Source organism: Natrialba aegyptia DSM 13077, assembly GCF_000337535.1.
GTDB classification, from domain to species: domain Archaea; phylum Halobacteriota; class Halobacteria; order Halobacteriales; family Natrialbaceae; genus Natrialba; species Natrialba aegyptia.
Genome location: NZ_AOIP01000011.1, coordinates 22,900 through 35,822, shown reverse-complemented (window position 1 = coordinate 35,822; position 12,923 = coordinate 22,900). Strand labels below are relative to the sequence as shown.

At 64.5% G+C, this 12,923-nt stretch carries 13 protein-coding genes; 7 read left to right on the top strand and 6 right to left on the bottom strand.

Going from position 1 to position 12,923, the window contains the following annotated elements; all coding sequences use genetic code 11:
• Positions 1-302: 302 nt before the first annotated feature.
• Positions 303-1,541, top strand: coding sequence for a PQQ-binding-like beta-propeller repeat protein (locus C480_RS02375; RefSeq protein ID WP_006664022.1), 1,239 nt, complete (start codon positions 303-305; stop codon positions 1,539-1,541).
• 62 nt (positions 1,542-1,603) lie between these two features.
• Here C480_RS02375 and mvaD read toward each other — a convergent pair whose 3' ends face one another.
• Together mvaD and C480_RS02365 are read right to left on the bottom strand one after the other, a co-directional pair.
• Complete coding sequence (gene mvaD / locus C480_RS02370) at positions 1,604-2,587, bottom strand: phosphomevalonate decarboxylase MvaD (protein WP_006664021.1); 984 nt, start codon at positions 2,585-2,587, stop codon at positions 1,604-1,606.
• Between the two features lie 79 nt (positions 2,588-2,666).
• Positions 2,667-3,569 (bottom strand): coiled-coil domain-containing protein 154, encoded by a 903-nt coding sequence (locus tag C480_RS02365; protein WP_006664020.1) that lies wholly within the window; start codon positions 3,567-3,569, stop codon positions 2,667-2,669.
• Positions 3,570-3,897: 328 nt separating this feature from the next.
• On the opposite strand from C480_RS02365, the gene nth reads away from it, so the two are divergent.
• Both nth and C480_RS02355 read left to right on the top strand, forming a co-directional pair.
• The gene (gene nth / locus C480_RS02360; protein ID WP_006664019.1) at positions 3,898-4,581 is read left to right on the top strand and encodes an endonuclease III; all 684 of its coding nucleotides are present in this window, start codon (positions 3,898-3,900) and stop codon (positions 4,579-4,581) included.
• An 80-nt stretch (positions 4,582-4,661) separates the two neighbouring features.
• Positions 4,662-4,922 (top strand): hypothetical protein, encoded by a 261-nt coding sequence (locus C480_RS02355; RefSeq protein ID WP_006664018.1) that lies wholly within the window; start codon positions 4,662-4,664, stop codon positions 4,920-4,922.
• A 182-nt stretch (positions 4,923-5,104) separates the two neighbouring features.
• Here C480_RS02355 and C480_RS02350 read toward each other — a convergent pair whose 3' ends face one another.
• The gene (locus tag C480_RS02350) at positions 5,105-5,917 is read right to left on the bottom strand and encodes an NAD(+)/NADH kinase (protein WP_006664017.1); all 813 of its coding nucleotides are present in this window, start codon (positions 5,915-5,917) and stop codon (positions 5,105-5,107) included.
• A 108-nt stretch (positions 5,918-6,025) separates the two neighbouring features.
• Positions 6,026-7,339 (bottom strand): M28 family peptidase, encoded by a 1,314-nt coding sequence (locus tag C480_RS02345; protein ID WP_006664016.1) that lies wholly within the window; start codon positions 7,337-7,339, stop codon positions 6,026-6,028.
• Between the two features lie 130 nt (positions 7,340-7,469).
• Here C480_RS02345 and C480_RS02340 point away from each other — a divergent pair, with 130 nt between their 5' ends.
• The 4 genes from C480_RS02340 (at position 7,470) to C480_RS02325 (ending at position 10,250) form a co-directional block, all read left to right on the top strand.
• Positions 7,470-8,534 (top strand): polyprenyl synthetase family protein, encoded by a 1,065-nt coding sequence (locus C480_RS02340; RefSeq protein WP_049903093.1) that lies wholly within the window; start codon positions 7,470-7,472, stop codon positions 8,532-8,534.
• A 203-nt stretch (positions 8,535-8,737) separates the two neighbouring features.
• Positions 8,738-9,169, top strand: a complete 432-nt coding sequence (locus tag C480_RS02335; RefSeq protein ID WP_006664014.1) for a DUF7541 family protein — start codon at positions 8,738-8,740, stop codon at positions 9,167-9,169.
• 168 nt (positions 9,170-9,337) lie between these two features.
• A complete protein-coding gene (locus C480_RS02330) occupies positions 9,338-9,580 on the top strand; it encodes a DUF6684 family protein (RefSeq protein WP_006664013.1) in 243 nt (80 codons plus the stop codon).
• A gap of 355 nt (positions 9,581-9,935) precedes the next feature.
• On the top strand, positions 9,936-10,250 hold the full coding sequence (locus C480_RS02325) for a hypothetical protein (RefSeq protein WP_006664012.1): 315 nt from the start codon (positions 9,936-9,938) through the stop codon (positions 10,248-10,250).
• A gap of 50 nt (positions 10,251-10,300) precedes the next feature.
• Here the strand turns inward: C480_RS02325 and C480_RS02320 are convergent, their stop codons facing one another.
• The gene (locus C480_RS02320) at positions 10,301-11,113 is read right to left on the bottom strand and encodes a CBS domain-containing protein (RefSeq protein WP_006664011.1); all 813 of its coding nucleotides are present in this window, start codon (positions 11,111-11,113) and stop codon (positions 10,301-10,303) included.
• A 54-nt stretch (positions 11,114-11,167) separates the two neighbouring features.
• Positions 11,168-12,871 (bottom strand): DHH family phosphoesterase, encoded by a 1,704-nt coding sequence (locus C480_RS02315; protein WP_006664010.1) that lies wholly within the window; start codon positions 12,869-12,871, stop codon positions 11,168-11,170.
• Positions 12,872-12,923: the final 52 nt, after the last annotated feature.

Below are 12,923 nucleotides of genomic sequence, written 5' to 3'. Positions count from 1 at the left end.
AGATGTGTATAAGAGACAGGCCCTGGGCCAGGCGGTCGGCGCCGATCTCCTCGGACTGATCGGCGGTGCGTTGACGACCCACACTGGCCAGTGGCTCGCCGTCGCGTTCATCGCGCTGCTCGTGATTAGCACGGCGCTCCGAGCGATGCGATACACGCGCCCGCGGTGGTAACGCGACACAGCCACACCCGCAACGACGCGCAGCGGCCCACATCGACCACGAGATCGAACGATCGAACCGCGACACACCACCCCTTTCGCGTATGAAAAGTATATCTGAATGTACTTCACACTAACCAGTAGTGCCCTCCAACGCAACACCGCCGGCCTGGCGGCGACGCGAGTTCATCGCGACTACATCCCTCTCGATCGGTGCGCTCGCCGGCTGCTCGACGGTCCGAACCGAACTCAGAGAACGGCGGCTCGGAGAACCCGACCGGCGACTCTCCCCCGACTGGCATCCCGACCCCGGTCAGTGGCCGATGGACGGCTATAACGCCGCCCAGACGAGCCACAACCCGTACGCGAGCCCACCCAGGGACGAGCCCGAAACCGCGTGGACGTACGAACACGAGAACGGGCAGGAACAGAACTCGCTTCGGACGCTGATCGTCGCCGACGACACCGTGTACGTCAGAACCGACGGTGAACTCGTGGCGCTGGACGCGGCGACCGGACAAACGCAATGGACCCAACCGCGCGAGGACAGGGCGACCCTCGCGTTTATCGCCGGCCGACTGTACGAGTTCAGGGAGGATCAACTCCGCGCGCTCACCCCGGAGGGAGAATCGATCTGGGAAACTGAATTCGACGACGACACTTACTATTACACGCCCCTCGAACGCGACGGGTGGGTCTACGTCACGGGTCGAGATACCGTCGCCCGACTCCACGCCGACACCGGCGACATCATCACCACGGCGGATCGGGACGCCGCGAGCCCGATAACTGCGGGCGGGCCGGTCTACGCCGGGCGCTACTCGCTGACGGCGTACGATATCGTCGACGCCGAGTTCAGTCCGCGCTGGACGGTCGACGATGGATTTCCCTACGAAGCCTACGGATCGACCGCGGTAGCGAACGGGCTGGTAGTTCGATCAGAGCGCCATAATTACGCCGGCGACGGCGAGGATAGGGGCCGGCTCTCGATCTACGATGTGACTGACGGAACGAGACGAACGGAACTCACCACGGCGCGAACAACTCAAGCGCCGTCAGTCGACGGACAACGGGTGTACGTGAGTACGTCCGACATTCGAGGAGGTACCATCGGATCGGCGGGACAACTCGCCGCGTTCTCAGTCGACGGCGAGGAACGCTGGCGTTACGAACCGGAGGCGGGACTTCAGCCACCGGTCAGTGCCGACGGGACCGTCTACGTCGGGCCGTTCGCCAACGACCGAGTTCCGCTGGTCGCGTTCGACGCCGCGACCGGCGATGAACTCTGGCGGCGCGACGTGGCGAGTTCACTTGAACTCGCGATCGCGGGGGAGACGCTGTACGTCGGGACGAACGAGTCGGTGCGGGCGTTTCGAGCGTAGCCGCGCGGCGGCCGAATCCGTGGAGTCGCGAACTCGCGGACCGCGAACCCGAAATGCAGCCGTCAGAACAGGTGATCGTCCTCGTCCAGGAGTCTGGCGGGACCGCCGACGTCCCAGACCGTCGTCGAGACGCCGCAGTCCGAGATTGCCTCTTCGACCTCCTCGGCGTATTCGTCTGTCGTGTTGACGTAGACGGTTGCGCCCGTATCGGTGGAGAAGTAGACGGGGATGTCCTCTTCCTCTCGCAGTTCGCGAACGCGGTTGAAGACCGCGAGCGTCGCCGGCTGCCAGTAGACCCAGCCCTCGGGGCCGGTCATCGTCGTCGCCGCGAGCGAGAGCGAGTCGTGTTCGGCGAGTTCGAAGACGCCCTCGAAGTCGTCGTTGCGAAGGGCGTCGCGCATCTCGGCGATCTGGCCGTGGATGTGGGCGTTGCGGGCCTGGAACATGTGACTGTCGGCGGCCTCGTCGTGGGCGTCCTCGGTTTCCTTGTGGTAGGGGACGAGCCCGACGATGATCTTTAACTCCTCGTGGAGATTACTCGGCAGGCGTTCGGACCGGCAATCTTCGTCGTTCAGTCCGGTGTGCAGGTGGGAGAACGCGCCGGTGACGGCGCGCGCGGCCGAGGCCGAGCCGACGCGGGCGATGGTCGAAATCGTGGGCCTGTCGGCGTCGATTTCGGCCGCGTCGGCCAGCGCCATCGCGGCGGCGGCAAAGCCGGAGGAGGAAGAGCCGAGCCCGACGTTCGTCGGAAAGCTGTTCTCGCTCTCGAGGCGGACGGGGTAGACCGTGTGCGCAGCGTCCGAGAGGTCGCGGGCCTTCTCGACGACGGCGTCGACGCGCTCTGCGGCGCGGCCCTCTAATTCCTCGCCGTCGACGACGTAGGTGTCCTCGTCGTAGTCCATCGAGAACTCGACGGTCGTGCGGGTGTGGCTCGGGGCCGTACAGACGCTGATGCTGTCGTGGTACGGGAGTCGCTTGATGTCGTCGCGCATCCCGTGGTACTTGACCAACCCCTGAATCGGGTGGGCCATCGCGGTCGCTTTCATACCCGGATAGGCGGATGACGGCCGCTTAAAGTTCACGGCATCCGATTGGTGGCTTCACGCGGGCGTCGAAAACGAATTGCTACTGCTCGTCGCTCGCTACCGAATCGGACGACGACTGGATCGCGTCCCGAAGTGAGCGACGCCAGTCGCTGGCGGCGTCAGTTTCGGCTTCGAGTGCAGCCAGGCGAGTTTCGAGTTCGCTCAATGTGGTATCGAAATCGCTGAGAGCATCGTGATCTGTCTCGACTGTCGCCTCGAGCGCGTCGATCGTGTCGTCGACGCGTTCGATTTCCCCTGAAAAGGCCGACCGCACCAAGAGGAGTTCGCGTTTGAGCCGCACTTCGGCCTCGTCGGTTTGGGTGGCCAACTCGTCCGTCCTGGATTCGAGGGTGCGTTCGACGGTGTCGATGCGGGTCTCGAGTTCGGTGAGGCGGTCGCCGTAGGTGTCGACGTCGGCCTCGAGTTCGGCAACGGCGTCCTCGAGAGCGGTACAGGTGGCCTCGAAGTCGGCAAGGCTACTGGTCGTCTCGGATCGGTGGTGCTCCAACTGGGAGTCGAGTGCTTCGAGCCGGTCGGTGACCGAATCGAGTTGTGGCTGGAGCGCTCCCTCGAGACGACGACGAATGACGTTGTCGGCCGCGTTGAGGTCCGCGATGTCGGCTCGGAGCTGCTCGATTTCGGTTGTGGTCGCTTCGAGTTCGTTCTGGACGTCTTCGAGTGAGGTGTCAGTCGACGCTGCGTCAGCGCCGGTCTCGTCAGTAGCGCCGACGGCACTGTCAGCGGAGTCGGCCACACCGGGAGCAGTACCTGACGTATCGGCGGTTTCGCCCGCGGGTGCAGTGTCGGGAAGACCGAGCGCGCGCTGGAGCGCCCGTCGCTGTGGATCGTTTCGATCGTCGCGGAGTGCAGCGACCAGCGTCTCGAGAACGTCACTCTCGTCCGATGAATCGGTCGACGGCGTCGTATCGTTTCGTGATGGCATCGGTATCGTATCGCAGGTAGCGCGGGCGAGACGGAAGCGTATACGTCAGCTACTCGTCTCGGTCCCCGCCAGGGGAGAGCGCCGGTGATGTGTGATCGCTCGTTCTTTGAACGAGTCACACAACGCGGCTAATAATACCACCTGTTCGTTGAAAGCGGTGCAACTAGTCGGCCGGAACGAACGACCGCTCACGCGTTCGTCCGTCCGCAACAGCCACGGCATGCCACAGTAACGCACTCCCCTGCAATACGACCCGCCCCGGCACGCCCGCCGGATTGCTGGGGTCGAACCGAACACCTCAAATGGACGCTCTCGCAACGAACGCTGCATGGGAACGCCGCGTGAGAGCCGCACGGATCAGGCTGCGGAGGTCGTCGATCGACTCGAGGAGGCGTATCCGGACTCGACGATTTCACTCCGGTACTCGAACCGCCTCGAACTGCTGATCGCCGTCATCCTCTCGGCACAGTGCACCGACGAGCGCGTTAACACCGAAACCGAACATCTCTTCGAGACGTACGACGGGCCCGAAGACTACGCCAACGCGCCCCAGGACGAACTCGCCGAGGAACTGAACTCGATCACCTACTACAACAACAAGGCGAAGTACATTCGCAGCGCCTGCCAGACGATCGTCGAGGAACACGACGGCGAAGTTCCCGACACGATGGACGAACTCACCGATCTGTCCGGCGTGGGGCGCAAAACGGCGAACGTCGTCCTCCAGCACGGTCACGACGTCGTCGAGGGAATCGTCGTCGACACGCACGTTCAGCGCCTCTCTCGCCGGCTCGGGCTGACCGAGGAAGAGTACCCCGAACCGATCGAACAGGAGCTGATGGAACTCGTCCCCGAGGGCTACTGGCAGCAGTTCACCCACCTCTGTATCGATCACGGCCGTGCGACCTGTACGGCCCGGAACCCCGACTGCGACGACTGCGTCCTCGCGGACATCTGTCCTTCGGAGAAGGGCGACAGCGAAATCGATCTCGCTTCCGGCGAGCCCTGGTAGCGCCGCGGCGCTGGTGCGGGTCGACTCACGCAAGCCGAACGCCTTTTCGGCGAGCGACGATAGCCCCGAACGGGATCACCATGGTTGACGACCCAAGCGAAACCGGCCAGACCGACAGGACCGGGAAAGACGAACACGGACGGGACGTCGAACTAACCCACGAAGAAACCGACGAGGAGGACGACGACGAGCTCACCGAGGAGGAGAAGGAAGCCAGAGAGCGGGCGGACGAAGAACAGCGCCGACAGGATATCGAGCACAAATCCGACGAGCGCGAGGCGGACGCACTCGACAACACGAATCCGGACAACCACCGGGACGAAGAGCCGTACAACAGTTAAGCGACGGGCGATCGGGCGTGGACAGGCTGAACTGGGGCGAGTTCAGCTGGCGGGCGATCCCGCGTCCCGAACTGCGACAGCGATCACGAACGCAGGGCCAGCGCGATTCCGGCGGGTCGAACACGTAGTTGCGGTTTCTCGTTGTTTTCCACTCGTTTTCGAGGCGCTTGCGGCCAACGAGTTCACTTTTCGAGTACCGTATCGGGCACCGCGAGCACCGGAAGCGTCTCGACGACCGAGACGGTAACCGGTTCGGCCACGGCGACGCGGCCGATCGCTCGGTCGTCGGCTACCAGCGTCACCGGCTGTTCGTCGCGGTCGATCGTCAGCGCGAGTTCACGAGCCGGGAGAACCCACTGGCGGGTCTTCGTCACGAACGGTCCGATCGGAGCGACGGCGACGCCGTCGACCGCCCGAGAGAGTTCCGGGGCGTCGACGCCGCTCGCGTAGCCGTGCGTGCCGGCCGCGGTAGCGACGACGATGCCGTCCGCCCGAACCGAGTCGATCGCCTCGCCCTGACTTCGGATCGTGAACTCGGAGATGGAGGCGGGTTCGTCGGTGACGAGGGTGAGATCGAACAGCGCCCGAACGGGGAGGTGACTCGCGTCTCCCTCGAACAATGCGTCGGCTTCCAACACGTCCCGGCGTCGAACTGTCGCGTCGCCCTCGAGTGCCGCGGCGAGGGCGTCGGGAGCGCGATTGCGAGACGCGGCTCGAACGCCCGGAATCGACCCGACCGGAAGCACTGGAGCGGGGAGCGAGCCGGTGGCGGTTGCGCGAGCGAGCGCCGAAAGCGCCGACTCGTCGGCTGCGACCAGCAGCGTCGGAGCCGGTTCCGCATCGAGGACGGCTTCGAGTTCACCACGGTGAATCGTCGCGTCGGCCGCGGCGAGCGCCGACTCGAACGCGTCGGTCGCTGGAAGCGACTCGTTCGAACTGAACTCGAGGAGGCCGATGACCGGCGACTCGTCGGGAGCCCACGTGCCAGCGTCCATGCGGAGCAGTTCGCGCGGCGTGCTCAAAAGCGTGGGGTCCCAGATCTCTGCGGTGCATCCTCCCCGGTGGCTGCGGATTACTGTCGAGCGGCCGGCCGCGGGGTTCGATCAGTCGTCGTACGGCCAGTCGCCCGTGAGTTTGCTGCCTTCCGCGAGTCCCTGCGCTTCGAGTTCGGCGGCGAGTTCCTCGGCCGGCCGGTGTTCGACGGTCCGCTCGTCGCCCGCGAGTTCGACGACGAGGTCGGTGAGCAAGATCGCCTGTTCGCGCAGGGTGCGAACCTCGAGTTTCTCCAGCGTGTCGGCGAAGGTGTGGCCCCAGCCGCGGCCGACCTCGTCGGCGGTCGATTTCGCGTGGTAGCCGGGGACGCCCCACTGGACGAACGGCCAGTGGTCGCTGTGGGGACCGAGTTCGGGGACCGTTTCGATCGGGTGGTCGTGGCGCTCGGCGACCGCGTTCGCGGCGTCCGCCAGTTCGGGGAACCCGTGGGTCGTGAGCGAGAGCGTCCGGTCGCGGACGACGCCGTCGTTGTTGACGATCGCTTTGATTTCGTCGTGGTCGGCTCGTTCGGCGTGGTAGCCGGAGCCGACCAGGCCGACCTCCTCGGCACCGTAGGCGACGAACTCGACGCGCGTCTCGAGTTCGTCCTCGCGGGCGGCAAGCGCGTGGGCGAGTTCGACGACCATTGCGGTGCCGGCACCGTTGTCGAGTGCGCCCTCGGCGATGTCGTGGGCGTCGACGTGGCTCGTGACGAGGACGCGTTCCTCGGTTTCGGGACCGAGTTCGGCGTGGACGTTCTGGCTCGCGGCCGCCGCGATGTCCGCGTCGACGCTGACCGTGAGCTCCTCGCCGTCGTACCGGCGGGCCAGGCGCGCGCCGACTTCCTTCGAGACGCCGACGGCGGGAATGTCGCCGATCGGATCGTCCTCGGTCCCGACGCTGCCGGTCGGCGGGAGGCAGCCGGGAACGTGGTTGCGGTAGATGAAGCCGACGGCCCCCTGGTCGACGGCGTGGTAGTACTTCTCCCGGCGGTGGATGTAGCGCTCGTAGTAGTCCGGAATGTCGCTGCGAACCATTGCAATCGTCCCTTCGAGATCGGCGTCCTCGAAGTCCTCCGGCAGTCCGTACCCAAGGTCGACGAGTTCGGCCGTCGCGCCGTCGGCCGGGCTTCGGGGGAGCGCGATACAGTCGAGTTCGTTCTCCTCGCCAGCGACGATCGAACTCTCGCCGCGCGTCCAGCCCTGAATGTCGAAGGGGTCGAGGCGGGCGTTTCGCGCGCCGGCGTCGGCGAGCGCGTCGCGGGTCAGTTCGGCGGCCGCTCGCTCGCCGTCGCTGCCTGCCATTCGATTGCCGATGTCGACCAGTCGTTCCAGGTGCGTCCAGCCAGCGTCGCTGGTGAACACGTCGCCGATCCAGGCGGTCATACTGCCGAGTACCTCTCCGGGGCGGGTAACTGTACCGTTTGTCGGCTTCGGACACCCGCCACGTGTGGTCTCACCGCACGTTCAGGACGAACTGAGAATCTTTTTTACCTCGCTCGCTCTCGGGGCGTGTATGCGGGAGACGCTTGCCGAGTGGCGGCCGGTCGTAGACGAGGCGATCGCCGATCTCGTGCCGCGCGAGATCGACACCGAGTACCTCGAATCGTTCTTCGGCGAGCCGACCTACGCCTACGACCCGGACGGTCTCCAGCGGGCGCTGTCCGACCCGCTCTGGGACTTGCTCGACCGCGGCGGCAAACGCTGGCGTGCCGTCCTCTTTCTCGTCTTCGTCGAAGGCTTCGGCGAGGACCCGATGGCTTACTTGCCCTACGCGTGCATCCCGGAAATCCTACACAACGGGACGATCATCGTCGACGACGTCGAGGACGGCGCGACGAAACGCCGCGGTGAACCCGCGTTGCACCACATCTACGGGCGCGACGTCGCGCTGAACGCCGGCAACGCGCTCTACTTCCTGCCGCTGAAGATCCTGACCGAGGACCCCGGGAATCTGCCGGCCGAACAGCGACTGGCCGCCTACGAGATGCTGATGGACGAACTCAACCGCACCCACCTCGGGCAGGGCATGGACATCTGCTGGCACAACGAGCGCGAGGTTCGGATCACACCCGCGGAGTACCTCGAGATGTGTGCGTGCAAGACCGGCTGTCTCGGCCGCATCGTCGCCCGCCTCGCCGCGATCATCACCGACCAACCCGAGCGCGTCGAACGGGCCGCCGCCACCTACGCCGAACTGACCGCCGTCGCCTTCCAGATCGGCGACGACATCCTCGATGTCGAAAACTCCCTCGGCCGCGCCGGCGAGTTCGGCAAGGAGTTCGGCAACGACGTTCGCGAGGGCAAGAAGACGCTGCTGGTCATCCACGCCATCGAGGAGAGTCCGCCGGAAACGGCGACGCGCCTGCAGGAGATTCTGGAGGCCGAGACGAACACCGACGACGAACTCGCCGAGGCGCTGTCGATCATCGAGGACGCCGGCAGCATCGAGTACGCCCGCGAGCACGCGCTCGAACTCGCCGCCGATGCTCGTGCCGCCGTCGATGAACTCGCTCTCGACGCGGAGACGACCGATCGGCTGTACACGTTCACGGAGTTCGTCGTCGATCGCGACGTCTAGGTGCCGTAAGTGCCGTGAGTGGTGAGTGGTGTGTGGTGTGTGATGTTCCAGCGCCGAGTTCAACTCGACCGCGGAAGTGACTCCGAAACCGCACCGTTATTCTCTCGATTACGTCCCGATCACGCACTGGTTAGCAATGCAGAGTGTTCCGTTCCGTGATTGGTAGGGGTAGATACTACGGCGAGGGCGTCATACCGTTCCCTATGGGCGACCACTCTGCACACGGTACCGGATCGACGACCACGAGTCCCTGGCCGCTGCTCGTCGCTCTCGGACTCGTCTTCTCGGAGGTCGGGATCGTCGTCGCCCTGCTCCCGGTTGCCGTGGCCGGCCTCGTCCTGTTCGCCGCGAGCGTCACCGGCTTCCTCACGGAGTCCGCCCGCGTCGCTCGGCCGTGGTCACTCGCAATCGGATTCGGCATCGCCTTCGTCGTCTTCGGCGGGCTCCTGTACGCACTCGGGACCGGAACGCTCTCGGTCGCTCCTGCCGACGAACTGACCGGCCTCGCGAGACGTGGAATCGCAATCGCCGCCGCCGGTGTCATCACCGCTGTCGGCGCAGTCGCCCTCCGCGTTCGCTCGCGCCGGAACCGCGAACGCGAACGCGGAAGCGAACGAGGTGATCAACGCGGGTGAGGGACCGGAAAGAGACCGCATCCGGATGCCGCTGAAACCACACCGGTCACCATCGAACTCTCGGAACTCTCAAAATCATCTGAACTACCGAAACGTCGAAACATCGAAACTACCGGACGTAATCGCCACTCGAGACCAAAGCCACACCCAACACACACCCACACACACATGAGCCGCCGTGCATTCGACACTGAACTCGCATTGGACCTCGCGGTCAACTTCATCCCGTTCGTGATTATCGTGTTCTTCACCGGCTTGTTCGCCGTGTTCAATCCGTGGGGATTCTCCCCGCTGCAGTCGACGATTCAGTTCGCGATTTTGATCTCGATAGCCGTTTCACTCGCGGTCGTTACGGCCATTGCCGCACGCGTAATCGAGAGTGACGACCACACGCGCGGAGAAACACCGTAATTGGAGCGGAGACGGGATGGCTCGCTTCGTCGTGGCGGTGACCGAATCCGGTCACGATTCAAACCCCGGCTTCCGAGACTCCCGAGACACTCTCGAAACGGGTCGGCTCACAGGCCTCGAATGACCGCGTATAGACAGCAATCAAAGTACGCTCACCTCCGAATCGCTATACAACCCGGAGTGTGGCGACTCGAACGCCGGCACGAGTTCAATTGATGATCAAGATGAATCCCGCCGTTCCCATCAAGAGTGCGATCCCAACGAGCAAGAGTGCGAAGAGTTCCTTCTCGGTCACAGCCGTACGAACACCGGACACGAACAAAAGTTTGTATCCGATGTCGAGGGAACGACGATCATGACCGACGACCGAAGCGAGACGACGCCCGCTGGCGAGCCGATCGCGGCGACAGGGAGAACCGTCACCGGACGCACGCTCGTTCTCGCTACGGTCGGAACGATCGTCCTCGTCACTGCTGTCTTCGGGGCCGTTCTGGGCTTTCTGCTTCCCCGGCACGCTGAACTCGAGTCGGTAACCGTGAACGGAGCAACGGTCGTCGTGTCACCGATAACGGGTGCGGTTTACGGGGCTGTGACGATCGGGTGTATCCTGATGGCACTGGTCGCAGTCGTAATGGTGGCATCACGAGCCGGCAACGGAAACGGCGGATAATCGTCCAACACGATGTGCAGGCTCCGAGGAGCGGAGACGGTCGATCGCGATCAGTCGTTCGCCGCCGACTGTAATCGCTTCGTCGTCTGGACCAGCGGGTGGCGCGCGTAGTCGACGACCTCGATATCGCCGAGTTCTTCGAGTCCCTCGTTGGCGGCGGTCTTGGCCATTCCGAGTTCGATTTCGTGGTCGATGACGATGACGTAGGCGTCCATGGCGTCGATACCGAGTCTGTCGGAGGCGAGGACGCGGTGGTGGCCGTCGGCGAGCAAGAGCGTCCCGCCGTTGTCGATGACGACGAGGGGTTCGGCCAGGCCGCGTTCGAGTTCGTACTGGCGTCCCTCGAGTTCGTCGGCGTAGACGCGGCCCTGGGTGGGGGTGAGTTGATCGATCGCGACGGTACGGCGTTCCTGTTCGAGCTCGATGTCGTGGATCTGTTCGAGCGTGCGGACGAGTTTGCCGACCTTTTCGGGGGTTGCGCGTTCGATCTGACTGCGGATGACGTCGGCGTTCGAGATGATGCCGACGAGGTTGCCCGCGTCGTCGACGACGGGGAGTTTCTGGATGCCGGAGCGGAGGATGACCCGGGCGGCGTCGGTGACTTTCATTTCGGGGTGAGCGACGAGCAGGTCGGTCGTCATGACCTTGAAGATGGGGTCGTCGTCGTCGGCCAGCAGCAGATCGCGAGCGCTGATAAAGCCCTCGACGCGGCGGCGTTCACAGACGGGAAATCCGCTGTGTTCGTCGCTCTCTGCGATCCGCGCTGCAACGTCACCCACGGTAGCGTCGGGCGAGACGGTCGCCACGTCGCGGGTCATGTACTCCTCGACCTGGGGCTTTGTCCTGTCCGACACGATCTCCATACCGGTGGTAACGGGTCCGTGCGCAAAAGTACTGTTACTGTCCGCAGATGGCGGTCACTCCTCGTCGTCGTCCGTTTCGACGGGCGAGCGAACCGACTCCGGCGATTCCACCCAGTCGGCATCCGCCTTGAACAGCCACTCGCTCGCCCGGTGGTCCGTACTGACGGGGACGCCCGGACGCGTCTCCATCGCCTCGAAAAATCGGTCGGTGATGACTTCCTCTGCAACATTGACGATCGATTCGACCTCCGCTTCGTCGTCGAGTTGGCCGAGAATACCGACCTCGAGTTGGGCACCGGCCATGTCCGCATGACCGCCGGCGCTCCCGATCTGGTCGAACCCGTCCCGGAGCGTTTCCCCGAGATCGACATCGCTGGACCGGGACCGGGCCGAGAGAAACGCCATTTCGCCCCTGAACCCGAACACGAGCGTCGTTTCGACACCGTCCATCGCGAGCAACTGATCTGCCGCCTGGGGTAGCGCGTCCCGATTTCCGATCCGGCCGGCACTCGCCACGACGACCGATCCGCGCTGGACCCGGTTTTTGATCGCCAGCGCAATCGTCTCGAGCGTCTCCCCTTCGAGCGTCGGTTGTTCGATCCGACGAAGAATCGACGTTTCGACGTGTGGCCGGAGAACCGACGCTGCCCGAAAGTCCGCCGGCGAGACCTCCCGCGTAAAGTCGTTCGTGTCGATCCGAATGCCGTACAGCAATGCCGTCGCCGTCGCCGAGTCGAACGTCCCACTGAACCGGTCGATATACTCAGTCAGTATCGTACTGGTCGCTCCGACCGACTCGCGCAACTCGACGAACTCGCTCGGGATCGGCCCCCGTGGCGGATGATGGTCGATAACGATATCGATCGGGCGCTCCTCGGGAAGTTGGTCGTTAACCCCCGGACGGGAGTGATCCACCAGCGCAACTGCCTCGTACGTATCCAGCGTCTCGCCCGGCGAAAGGTTCCGCAGGGACAGCCCCAGCAGGTTTACCATCGCCCGATTCTCCTGGTGAGAGATATCCCCGAAATAACAGGCGTCGGCGGGAACGCCAACCGACTCGGCGATATCGGCAAGCGCAACCGCGCTCGCGATCGCGTCCGGATCGGGATTGTCGTGCATCACGACCGCGAGCGGCCCGTCGATCGTCACTAACTTCCGTTGCAGCCCGAGCGCCGCCTCGGCCTCCGATGTCGTCGTCTCCTCCAATACCCGTTCGACGAGTGCACTCGTGGCATCGACGGTGTGATCCGCGAGTTCAGTAAACCTGGCTCGATCGTCGGATGTCGGGTTCCCGCCCATGTAGGCGGTGATCGAAGCGGCGGGGAACTGATCTCTCGCCGTTTCGAGGGCGTGGCGGTTGGTATCGGTTCGGTCACCGCCGATGAAGATGACATCGGGGTGATCGATGGTCGCGAGGATGTCGGGATCGGTCGGGTCGCCGCGGCGGGCGGGGATGCTCTCATCACGGAGCGTTTCGGCGACGTTCTGGTCGGCGGTGATGACGAGGAGGCGGTCAGCCGGACTGGTCGCCGTTGCAGTCCTGGCGGCGAGGGAGAGTGCAGACTGTCTGGTAGTAGTGTACGCAGCAGGTGCCGTGCTCGGACTGGCGGCGGTAGCAGTAGGTGTGGAAGCGGGAGGTGAATTGATAGCGTCGGAACCGTGTGTGTGGCCCGGAAGATGGCTCTGGCCGCGGGTAGAGAGTGCTTCGGCAACGGTGCGGCCGACGGTTCCGCACCCGAGGACGAGCCGGAAAACCATGTATCGCGGCTTGCGACCCAGAGAGGTAAAACCTACCGGTACCGAGTTCGGG

Bases quoted from the DNA above. Each gene is read 5' to 3' on its own strand.
- C480_RS02345 (WP_006664016.1), bottom strand. From the start codon at position 7,339: ATGACCGCCTGGATCGGCGACGTGTTCACCAGCGACGCTGGCTGGACG.
- nth (WP_006664019.1), top strand. From the start codon at position 3,898: ATGGGAACGCCGCGTGAGAGCCGCACGGATCAGGCTGCGGAGGTCGTC.
- mvaD (WP_006664021.1), bottom strand. From the start codon at position 2,587: ATGAAAGCGACCGCGATGGCCCACCCGATTCAGGGGTTGGTCAAGTAC.
- C480_RS02355 (WP_006664018.1), top strand. From the start codon at position 4,662: ATGGTTGACGACCCAAGCGAAACCGGCCAGACCGACAGGACCGGGAAA.
- C480_RS02315 (WP_006664010.1), bottom strand. From the start codon at position 12,871: ATGGTTTTCCGGCTCGTCCTCGGGTGCGGAACCGTCGGCCGCACCGTT.
- C480_RS02365 (WP_006664020.1), bottom strand. From the start codon at position 3,569: ATGCCATCACGAAACGATACGACGCCGTCGACCGATTCATCGGACGAG.
- C480_RS02340 (WP_049903093.1), top strand. From the start codon at position 7,470: ATGCGGGAGACGCTTGCCGAGTGGCGGCCGGTCGTAGACGAGGCGATC.
- C480_RS02325 (WP_006664012.1), top strand. From the start codon at position 9,936: ATGACCGACGACCGAAGCGAGACGACGCCCGCTGGCGAGCCGATCGCG.
- C480_RS02330 (WP_006664013.1), top strand. From the start codon at position 9,338: ATGAGCCGCCGTGCATTCGACACTGAACTCGCATTGGACCTCGCGGTC.
- C480_RS02335 (WP_006664014.1), top strand. From the start codon at position 8,738: ATGGGCGACCACTCTGCACACGGTACCGGATCGACGACCACGAGTCCC.
- C480_RS02350 (WP_006664017.1), bottom strand. From the start codon at position 5,917: ATGGACGCTGGCACGTGGGCTCCCGACGAGTCGCCGGTCATCGGCCTC.
- C480_RS02320 (WP_006664011.1), bottom strand. From the start codon at position 11,113: ATGGAGATCGTGTCGGACAGGACAAAGCCCCAGGTCGAGGAGTACATG.